General features: G+C 72.9%; 7 protein-coding genes and 1 pseudogene. 4 read left to right on the top strand and 4 right to left on the bottom strand.

Annotated features, from left to right (window positions below; all coding sequences use genetic code 11):
* Positions 1 to 142 precede the first annotated feature (142 nt).
* Both ACFXMF_RS42105 and ACFXMF_RS42100 read right to left on the bottom strand, forming a co-directional pair.
* Positions 143 to 817, bottom strand: coding sequence for a class F sortase (locus ACFXMF_RS42105; RefSeq protein WP_360309072.1), 675 nt, complete (start codon positions 815 to 817; stop codon positions 143 to 145).
* The gene (locus ACFXMF_RS42100) at positions 804 to 1,436 is read right to left on the bottom strand and encodes a hypothetical protein (RefSeq protein WP_379991571.1); all 633 of its coding nucleotides are present in this window, start codon (positions 1,434 to 1,436) and stop codon (positions 804 to 806) included. Before ACFXMF_RS42100 ends, ACFXMF_RS42105 begins: the two co-directional genes overlap by 14 nt.
* 404 nt (positions 1,437 to 1,840) lie before the next feature.
* Here ACFXMF_RS42100 and ACFXMF_RS42095 point away from each other — a divergent pair, with 404 nt between their 5' ends.
* The 3 genes from ACFXMF_RS42095 (at position 1,841) to ACFXMF_RS42085 (ending at position 7,426) form a co-directional block, all read left to right on the top strand.
* Positions 1,841 to 4,348 (top strand): SpoIIE family protein phosphatase, encoded by a 2,508-nt coding sequence (locus tag ACFXMF_RS42095; RefSeq protein WP_379991567.1) that lies wholly within the window; start codon positions 1,841 to 1,843, stop codon positions 4,346 to 4,348.
* A 45-nt stretch (positions 4,349 to 4,393) separates the two neighbouring features.
* Complete coding sequence (locus ACFXMF_RS42090; RefSeq protein ID WP_379991568.1) at positions 4,394 to 6,559, top strand: SpoIIE family protein phosphatase; 2,166 nt, start codon at positions 4,394 to 4,396, stop codon at positions 6,557 to 6,559.
* 63 nt (positions 6,560 to 6,622) lie between these two features.
* Complete coding sequence (locus ACFXMF_RS42085; RefSeq protein ID WP_360309077.1) at positions 6,623 to 7,426, top strand: IclR family transcriptional regulator; 804 nt, start codon at positions 6,623 to 6,625, stop codon at positions 7,424 to 7,426.
* Positions 7,427 to 7,489: 63 nt separating this feature from the next.
* Here the strand turns inward: ACFXMF_RS42085 and ACFXMF_RS42080 are convergent, their stop codons facing one another.
* Positions 7,490 to 7,954, bottom strand: coding sequence for a hypothetical protein (locus ACFXMF_RS42080; protein ID WP_379991569.1), 465 nt, complete (start codon positions 7,952 to 7,954; stop codon positions 7,490 to 7,492).
* Positions 7,955 to 8,254: 300 nt separating this feature from the next.
* Complete coding sequence (locus ACFXMF_RS42075; RefSeq protein WP_379991570.1) at positions 8,255 to 9,166, bottom strand: winged helix-turn-helix transcriptional regulator; 912 nt, start codon at positions 9,164 to 9,166, stop codon at positions 8,255 to 8,257.
* A 121-nt stretch (positions 9,167 to 9,287) separates the two neighbouring features.
* On the opposite strand from ACFXMF_RS42075, the pseudogene ACFXMF_RS42070 reads away from it, so the two are divergent.
* Positions 9,288 to 9,727: pseudogene (locus ACFXMF_RS42070) on the top strand (hypothetical protein); the annotation flags it as partial.

Below are 9,727 nucleotides of genomic sequence, written 5' to 3'. Positions count from 1 at the left end.
CGCACCCGGGTGTGTATCATCGCCCCGGGGGGCCCCGCTTCGGGTGCGAACGGTATCCGGGACCACCGGGTGTACCCCCGCGCCGATCCCGCCCCGCGCGACGGCGGGTGCGGGTCGTTGATCGCGGACGGGTCGAGCAGCCCTACCGGCTGCCCGTCAGATGCGCGAAGACCACAACATTCGCGGCGTATCCGGTGTGCTTGTCGTATCGACCACCACAGGTGATCACCCGCAACTCGGCGGCCTCGGTCGACCCGTAGACCACGTCGTCGGGAAAGGCGTCCTTGGCGTAGGACCGGAGCGCGTCGACCGTGAAGACCGCCGTGCGACGGTCCCGCCGCTGCACCTCGATCCGGTCGCCCACCCGGAGCAGGCCCAGCTTGAAGAACACGGCCGGGCCCGAGCGGGTGTCCGCGTGGCCGACGGTGATCGCGTTTCCCCGGGCGCCGGGGTCGACGCCGCCGCGGTACCAGCCGACCAGGTTCTTGTTGCCCACCGGCGGGGTGGCCAGCCGATGGTCCGGACCGGTGCCCAGCGCGCTCATCGGCGCGTTGACGCCGATCGCCGGGATCCTGATCCGGGTGGGCGTGGACGCCTTCAGCGGCGCGGCGTCCACCCGGTGCGCCGCGTCGTTGGGGACCCGGGCGTGGGCCGACGCCCGAGCCGCGTCCGGAGCCGGCGGCCGCTCGACCGTGCCGTCCCCGGAACCGTGCTGGACCAGCCACAGTCCGACGGCGACGGCCAACGCGGTCGCCCCGGCCGCGACCGGGCCGGAGCGCCGCGTGCGCTGCGCCGGCGCGGGCTCAGTTCGACCCATCGCCCGTGGCACGGCGACGACGCGCGAGGTAGAGGCCGAAGCCACCGAGCGCCGCGCCCGCGACCAGCACGCCGGCCGTCACCTCACCCGCGTCGAAGTGCGAATCCCCGCCGCCGCCACCGGCGTTGACACTGCCCATCGGCCGGCCGCCGGTGCTGCCGGTGGTAGTACCGCCGGTTGTGGTGGTGCCGGCGGGGCAGTCGACCTTGAACACCTTCTGCTTGCCGGCCCCGTGCTCGCCCTCGAAGGTCCATACCAGCTTGTACTGCCCGTTGGGCAACGACAGGTTCGGCGTGTGACCGTTCCCGTCCACGAGGGTGATGGTGCCGCCCAGCAGGGTGCCTTCGGTGTTCGCCGGCTGCGCGACGATCGTGTAGGTGACCGACTGGAGCGTGTCGAAGTTGAAGGCCGCCAGGTTGAACAGGCACACCTTGGGCTCGTTGCTCTGATCCGTCGGCGAGGTGGTGCTCTGGTGCACCTTCACGTCGCCGTTGTCCCCCGGGGCCATCGGCAGCGCGTGCGCCAGGCCGGTGCCGGCGATCGTGGCGACACCCAGCGCGATCGCCGCGACGATCGGCCGCCGGGCGCGGGTGGACGGACGGTGGCACGGGGATGGCATCACGATGGGCTCCACGAAGAGGACGGGACACGCGGTCGGATCAGGTTGCATCGCCTGAAGATGGGACATTTCGACGGTGCCTGCCACGGCCGTCGGCACTGCGGCGACACACACCGCGCCACCCCGGTTTCACCCGTATGTCGCAGCCCGTCAGGCCCGGCGCAGGCATGGTGGGCACACCCAGCGACGGTGCGCCCGGCCGTCACGACAAAATGCCTGATACACGCATAATCAGCCGGTTTGACATCGGATCCCGGCAGGCGTAATCCGTGACATATGTGCGCGCAAGCAGCGGAGCGTCCGGCGCACCGCGCGGTACGAAGACGCCCGTCGTCCGGACCCGGGCGGCGCCCATGACCGGTGGGACGCCCGAGGCCGGGCCAGGACCCGGCCCCCCTCACGCGGTGCCGGACGAGGCCCACCTCGACCGGGAGCGCGACACGCTCCTGGCCGACTGCTCCGCCTGCCTGGACAGCGCGGTACGCGGCACCGGCGCCTACGCCGGCGTGGTCTATCTGCGTTCACCCGATCGGCGCTCCCTGGTGCTGACCAAGGTCGCCGGACTGGCGCTTTCCCTGCTCGCGCCGTGGAGCCGAGTCCCGGTGACCGGCGCATTGCCCGCCCCGGAGGCGTATCGCACCGGCCGCACCGTCTTCCTCGCCGACGACGGCGACACCATGCGGCGCTTCCCGCAGCTCGCCCTGGGCATGCCCTACGCCTACGCGTCCGCCTCGGCGCCGGTGTGCGCCGGGACCGAGACGTTCGGTGTGGTCTGCGTGATGTGGCCCGCCTCCCCCGGACGCGGCCTGCCCGCCTCGCGGCGGCGCAGTCTGGGTGCGGCGAGCCGACGACTGGGGAACGCGCTCGGCGCACGGATCGCCCGCGGCGCGGCAGTCGACTACGACGGCCCGCCCACCGTGACCCTGTTGCCCGCGAACGCGTTCCCGCTGGTCCGGGTGGGCCTGTTCGACTGGAACGTGGCCACCGGCGCCTTCGACGCGGACCGCGAGTTGTGCGAGCTGTTCGGCGTCGACCCGGCCACCTTCGACAAGCGCGCGACGACCCTGGCCGATCGGGTGATCTCCGGCGGTGGGCACGAGTTCCGCGACGCCGCGCGGCAGGCCGTGGCCACCGGCCGGGTGCTCGCCTGGCGCTTCCAGGTGGCGGGCTCCGACGGCGCGGGCCGGCCGTTGGAGGTGTGGGGCCGTGTCCCCGACCAGGAGGCCGCCGGCGAGTCTCGGCACCTGGTGGGCGCGGTGCTCGACCTGGGCGCGGGGGCCGCCGCGGCGGAGGCGGTGGAGCGACTGCGCGACGGCGTCTTCGCGCTCGACCCGGGCGGCCGGATCACCTATGCCAGCCGCCATCTGGGGGACCTGCTGGGCGTGCGGCCGGAGGACGTGCTGGGCCGGACCCCCTGGGAAGCCCTGCCCTGGCTGGCCGACCCGTCCTACGAGGACCGCTACCGGGCGGCGATGCTCTCCCAGCAGCCCGGCTCCTTCCTGGCCCGCACCCCACACGATCGCTGGCTGGCCTTCTCGCTCTACCCCGACCCGTACGGGCTGACCGGCAAGGTGGTCCCGGTGGGCGCGCCGCCCGGCGCCGACGATCGGGCCGAGGCGGCCGGCGCCGACCGTATCGAGGCCGAGCCGCCCCGGCTCGGCGCGATCTACCACGTGCTCCAGATGGCCGGGGCGCTCACCGAGGCGGTCTCGGTCGGCGAGGTGTGCAAGGTCGTCGCCGACCAGATCCTGCCCGCGTTCGGCGGCCGGGAGCTGGCGATCTACATCGTCCGGGACGAACGCTTCTTCCTCGCCCTGCAGACCGGCTACCCCGAGGGATTCCTGGACCGGTTCGAGGGTGCCTCGCTGGACGCCTCGCTGCCCGGCGTCGAGGCGCTCACCCGCGGCGTACCGATCTTCTTCGAATCGCCCGAGGAACTGGCCGGCGCGTATCCGGGCATCCCGCTCGACGAGATGTCCGCGTGGGCGTTCCTGCCGCTGATCGCCTCGGACCGACCGGTGGGCAGTTGCATCCTCGGCTTCGACCGGCACCACGCGTTCACCCCCGAGGAGCGCTCGGTACTGACCGCGCTGAGCGGCCTGATCGCCCAGGCGCTGGAACGGGCCCGGCTCTACGACGCGGAATTCACCGTCGCCCGCGGCCTGCAACACGCCCTGCTCCCGCACCGGCTGCCGAACCTGCCCGACCTGGAGGTGGTGGCCCGCTACCTGCCCGGCACCCAGGGCATGGAGATCGGCGGCGACTGGTACGACGTGATCGACACCGAGCACGGCGTCGGCCTGGTGATCGGCGACGTCGAGGGGCACAGCGTGGCCGCCGCCGGCACCATGGGCCAACTCCGGAGCGCCGTCCGGGCGTTCGCCACCGGGGGGCAGCGGCCGGACGAGGTGGTGCGGTGCACCAACCGGCTGCTCGCCGACCTGGACCCGGGCCTGTTCGCGAGTTGTTGCTACCTCGAGCTGGACCCGGCCACCGGGGTGGTCGAGGCGGCTCGCGCGGGCCACCCGCCGCCGCTGTTGCGCGGCCCGGACGGACGCACGCGGGTGCTCGACGTGGCCGGCGGCACCCTGCTCGGCGTCGACCCGGTCGCCGAGTATCCGGTGACCCGACTGGTCCTGGAACCCGGCTCGGTCCTGGCGCTGTACACCGACGGCCTGGTCGAGGATGTCGGTGCCGACCTGGACTGGGGCATCGACCGGATGCGCGCGTCGTTGTCGCGGACCCCGCACGCGAGCCTGGCCGAGTTGGCGGACGGGATGTTGCGCGACGCGGGCCGCTTGACCGAGCGGGCCGACGACGTGGCCCTGATGCTGACCCGTCGACCGGGGACTCGGCCCGCTCCGCCGGGATCGGCCGGGTCGACGCCGGGCGCGGGAGCCGATCTGCACTGAGCGGCAAACGCGCGACCATGGAATGAGGAGGAACAGGAGGGTTCAATGGGCACACCCAACACCCCCGGGGCCGACGACGGCGCGGCCGACGGGTCCGCCGTGCCGTGGGGCGCGGATCGAGCGCTGCTCGACCACCTGCTCAACCGGGCACCCGTCGGCATGGCGGTGGTCGACCGCGAACTGCGCTGCGTGTGGCTGAACGACCAGCTCGAACGCAATGGAGGAATCCCGCGTGCGCTGCGCATCGGCCGACGACTGAGCGAGGTGCTGCCCGGGCTGCCGGCCGAGACCATCGAGAAGCGCATGCGCGAGGTGTTGGAGACCGGGGTCCCGCTGATCGACCACGAATACCAGGGCCGCACCGCGAGCGACCCGGACCACGTGCACGCGTACTCCACCTCGTTTTTCCGGCTCGACGACAGCTCCGGCACCCCGGCGGGCGTGTGCTACCTCGTCATCGACGTGACCGACCGCTGGCGGGCCCGGCAGCGGCTCGCGCTGCTGAGCGACATCGGGGCGCGGATCGGCACCACACTGGACGTCGCCCGCACCGCGCAGGAACTCGCCGACGTCGCGGTCCCCGATCTGGCCGACTTCGTCGCGGTCGACCTGCTGGAACCGGTGCTCGGCGGGATCGAACCCGCGCCCGGCCCGGTCCGCCGGGACAACCCGGAGCTGATCCGACTCGGGCAGCGCTCGGCACGTGAGGGCCGGGAGGGCCGGGAGGGCAACGTGGCAGGTGTCCCCGCCGAGTCGATCGCCCGGATCGGCGAGCATGCCCCGGTCGCCCCCAACTCCCCCGGCGCCCGCTGCCTGGTCGACGGCAAGGCGGTCCTGGAACCGGTCCTGGACCCGGCGATCCTGCCCTGGCTGGCCCAGGACAAGGTGTCCACCGACCGGACCCGCCTGGTGGGCCTGCACTCGATGATGGTCGTCCCGATCCGGGCTCGCGGCACGATCCTGGGCGTGGCGCACTTCTTCCGCCGCGACACCCCGGACCCGTTCGAGGGCGACGACCTGATCCTGGCCGAGGAGTTCGTCTCGCGCGCCGCGGTGTGCATCGACAACGCGCGCCGCTTCACCCACGAGCACGCCGCCGCACTGGCCCTGCAACGCAGCCTGCTGCCGCACGGGTTGCCCCGGCAGACCGCGGTCGAGGTGGCCAGTCGCTACCTGCCCGCCGACGACCGGGCCGGGGTCGGCGGCGACTGGTTCGACCTGATCCCGCTATCCGGCGCCCGGGTCGCGCTGGTGGTCGGCGACGTGGCCGGGCACGGCACGCACGCCGCGGCGACGATGGGCCGGCTGCGCGCGGCCGTGCACACGCTGGCCGACCTGGACATGCCGCCGGACGAGTTGCTCGCCCATCTCGACGACCTGGTCATCCGCTTCGTCGACGAGGAGGGCACCGGCGAGGGCGGTGTGGACACCACCGCGCTGGGCGCCAGTTGCCTGTACGCGGTGTACGACCCGGTCAGCCGGTTGTGCACGTTCGCCCGCGCCGGGCATCCGCCGCCGGCCCTGGTCCGCCCCGGCGGCGCGGTGGAGTTCCTGGATCTGCCCGCCGGGCCGCCGCTGGGCCTGGGCGGCCTGCCGTTCGAGTCCGCCGAGTTCGAACTGCCCGAGGGCAGCCTGCTGGTGCTCTATACCGACGGGTTGGTCGAGACGCGTGATCGGGACGTGGACACCGGGATGGACCGGTTGCGCGCCGCGCTCGCCGAGGCGGACCGGCCGCTGGACGAGCTGTGCCGCTCGGTGCTGGACACGCTGGTGCACAATCCGCCGCCGGACGACGTGGCCCTGCTGATCGCCCGCACCCGCACCCTGGACTCCTCGAAGGTGGCGTCCTGGGAGTTGCCCGCCGACCCGGCGATCGTGGCCGAGGCCCGCACCCTGGCCGGCCGGCAGCTCGCCGAGTGGGGGCTGGACGACATCGCGTTCACCACCGAGTTGGTGGTCAGCGAACTGGTCACCAACGCGATCCGCTACGCGTCGGGGCCGATCCGGTTGCGGCTGATCCGCGACGCGACGCTGATCTGCGAGGTCTCCGACGCCACCAGCACCAGCCCTCGGCTGCGTCACGCGCGTACCTCGGACGAGGGTGGGCGCGGGCTGTTCCTGGTCGCCCAGTTCACCCAGCGCTGGGGCACCCGCTACACGGGCGACGGCAAGACGATCTGGGCGGAGCAGTTGTTGCCGGCCTCGATGTGAGCCCGGTCCGCCCACGCCCGACGCGCGCCGGGAGCGCGCGGCGACAACTGGTAGGTTTCCCGCATGTCAGGTAGCACTCCTCGGGAAGCCGGAAACGGCCAGGGATATCGCGGACGCAACTCGACCGCGGACCGCGCCCTGGACATCCTCCTGCTCTTCGGCGACGACCGCCTCGCGCTGTCCGCGAACCAGGTCGCCGAACACCTGGGCGTCGCCCGCTCGACCGCGTACCGCTATCTGCAGAGCCTGACCGCCAACGGCTTCCTGGAGGAGAACGACGGCGGCTCCGGATTTCGGCTCGGTCCCCGGGTGTTGGACCTGGCCCGGCTGGCCCGCAAGGGGGTCGGCCTGTCCGAGCTGGCCCGTCCGGTGATGCGCACGCTGGCCCGTGCGGTCGGTCAGCCGGTGTTGTTGACCCGTCGGGCCGGCGACACGGTGGTCTGCCTCGAACGTGAGGAGGCGGTACACACGTTGCGGCTGTCCTACGAGCGCGGCCAGGTGCTGCCGGTCAACGCCGGCGCCGCCGCGCTGACCCTGCTGGCCTGGGCGGACGCGGCCGAGCTCGACCTGCTGTTGGCCCACCCGCTCCCCCGCTTCACCGACGCCACCGTGACCGATCCCGAGCGGCTGCGGGCGCGACTCGCGGAGATCCGGACCCGGGGTTACGCGGTGGCGCGCGGCGAACTCGACCCGGACGTGCTGGGCATCGGCGCTCCGGTGCGCCGTGAGGACGGCGACGTGGTGGCCGCCGTCAGCATCGCCGCGCTGTCCCATCGGGTGCCCGACGAGCAGGTGTCGCACTACGTGGCGGCGGTGGTGTCCTCGGCCGCCGAACTGTCCGTGCAGGTGGCGCGGATGGGGCTGTAGGGCGACACCGGACTGCCCGGGCGGGCCGGGGACGGACGGTGGCTCGTGACTCGCGGACGGCGGTCAGCGGCGCGGTTCGGGGTCGTCCGGCGTCGGGGTGGTCGGCGGTGGCGCGGTGCCGGGTGTGCCGAAGGTCAGGCCGGAGAAGTCCCGGCCCTGGACGACCGGGCCGTGTTGGGTTCCGCCGCTGATCGTGTTGTGCACCGTGCCCATTGCTTCCTCCGGTAAGAGTGGGGCCAACTCGTCGAGCAGCGCGCGCAGTTCGGCGGCGGCAACCGGATCGGTACGGAGCAGGCGGCGCAACCGGGTGCGCCATTCCGCCTCCACGTCGGCGATCACCAGGTCGTCGCCGGCCTCCCGGGCCACGGACAACTCGCGCTGGGAGGACTCCAGTTCGCGTTCGATCAGGACTCCCTGGGCCGGGTCGCCACGGCCGAACAGGGCGGCGATCCGGGTCCGGGCCTGCGCCCAGGACTCCGACACCATCAGTCCGACCATCGTGGTCGCGCCCGATGCCGCCAATGTCATCAGCTCTGCCTCCACACCCACCCCCGCAGTCGTGGCCGCCGAGGCGGGCCGACCGGCGCACATTCGCCCACCCCACACCGCGTCGTCGCGGACCCGCCATCGGGCGCATTGTTTCCCACATCCGCCCTCGAACACGCCGATTTCACCGAACTCGACCACCATCGGGCAAAACCCGGCGGGCCGGCGCGTCGGTCGCGCGTAACGGGTCGGAGGTGGTCGCCGGGTAGGGGAAACGCCGCTCGGCGCCCCCGGCGGGATGGGACCGGGACCGGCGGTTTCGGCGGGTGGACGCGCGACGTACTAACGATCGACGTGTTGTCCGTGCCCGGTTGCCCGGGGTTCGCGGGTGTCGATCAGGGTGAGCGCGTCCTGCACCGAGCCGGCCGGGTCGGGCAGTGGGTAGAGCACACCGCGGATGGTGCGGGTGTCGTCCAGGAGCAGGGTCAGCCGCTTGAGCCGATCCACGCCCGCCGCCCGGAAGGTGGGCAGCCGCAGTGCCGCGGCCAGTTCCAGGTCGGCGTCCGAGAGCAGCGGGAACGGGATGTTCGCGTGCCGGGCGAACGAGTCCAATTGGTCCGGGCGTTGGGTGCTCACGCCGAGCACGGTGGCACCGCGGTCGGTGAATTCGCCCAGCCGGTCGCGGTAGGTGCACGATTCCAGCGTGCAGCCGGGCGCGCCGGGGATCTCGTCCCAGCCGGGTGGGTGACCCTGGAGGCCGGGTGCGTAGGCGCCGGGGAAGCAGTACAGGACCGTCCACGCGGTGGCCGCGATCGGGTCGACGCGCTCGGCGGCGGCGGTGCGCAGCGTCAGTGCGGGCAACCGGGTGCCGACCAGGGCGTGCGCCTGACGGGCCTCGGCCGAGTCGGCTTCGCCGGTGGCGGTGAGTGTGCCGTCGCCCAGGACGTGTTGCCCGCCCCAGTTCTGTAGGGCGACCAGGACGGGGAGCAGGCCGCGGCCGGATTCGGTGAGGTGGTACTCGTAGCGCGGCGGGTGCGGGTGGTAGAGCCGCTTTTCCAGCACCCCATGCTCCACCAGCGCCTTGAGCCGTTGGGCCAGCACCTTGCGACTGATCCCGACCTGCTCGTGCAGCGCGCCGAACTGGTGCACGCCCGCCGCGACATCGCGGATCAGCAGCAGGGTCCACCAGTCGCCGACGATGCCGAGCGCCTGGGTGATGGCGCAGTCGGCATCCGCCAGATCCGTGTATCGCATGTGCCCTCGCCTTGCCTGGTTCGACCTGCCCACTATAGTGAGTTTCTATTGGTTACTCATTTGTCGGTCCGACGGACCCGGACCGGGCCGCCCGACGGGCCGGGCATCCCGGGGGACGCGAATGAGCGACACGACGACGAGCACGGGTGACGAAGCGACCCGGCACCCACCCTCGGCGGGCGCGTTCCGGCGCTCTTGGACCGCCTCGACCATCAGCCACGTCGGCGACGCGGTGACCACGGTCGTGCTGCCGCTGGTGGCGCTCCAGGGCCTGGACGCGAGCAGCCTCCAGGTCAGTCTGATCACCGTCGCGCAGTACACCGCGTGGATCCTGATCGGGCTGCCGGCCGGCGTGATCGTGCAGCGACTGCCGCTCCGCGGCACCCAGGCCGAGATGGACGCGTTGCGAGCCGTCGCGGTCGCGTCCGTACCGGTCGCGTGGGCCCTGGACGTACTGCGGCTGTGGCAGTTGATCGTGGTCGCGTTCGTGGCGCACGGGGCCGCGGGCGCGGTGTGGATGCGGCGAGGGCGCGGACGCGGCGCGGGCGCGGACGCGGCGCG

Origin of the sequence: Embleya sp. NPDC059213, assembly GCF_042754445.1 — a bacterium.
In the GTDB taxonomy this organism is placed as follows: domain Bacteria; phylum Actinomycetota; class Actinomycetes; order Streptomycetales; family Streptomycetaceae; genus Embleya.
Note: the sequence above shows the minus strand (reverse complement) of the source record. Positions and strands in the feature narration are given on the sequence as shown.

What these genes read in the sequence shown, in the direction of transcription:
- ACFXMF_RS42080 (WP_379991569.1), bottom strand. Translation starts at nt 7,954, where the DNA reads ATGACATTGGCGGCATCGGGCGCGACCACGATGGTCGGACTGATGGTG.
- ACFXMF_RS42100 (WP_379991571.1), bottom strand. Translation starts at nt 1,436, where the DNA reads ATGCCATCCCCGTGCCACCGTCCGTCCACCCGCGCCCGGCGGCCGATC.
- ACFXMF_RS42105 (WP_360309072.1), bottom strand. Translation starts at nt 817, where the DNA reads ATGGGTCGAACTGAGCCCGCGCCGGCGCAGCGCACGCGGCGCTCCGGC.
- ACFXMF_RS42090 (WP_379991568.1), top strand. Translation starts at nt 4,394, where the DNA reads ATGGGCACACCCAACACCCCCGGGGCCGACGACGGCGCGGCCGACGGG.
- ACFXMF_RS42085 (WP_360309077.1), top strand. Translation starts at nt 6,623, where the DNA reads ATGTCAGGTAGCACTCCTCGGGAAGCCGGAAACGGCCAGGGATATCGC.
- ACFXMF_RS42075 (WP_379991570.1), bottom strand. Translation starts at nt 9,166, where the DNA reads ATGCGATACACGGATCTGGCGGATGCCGACTGCGCCATCACCCAGGCG.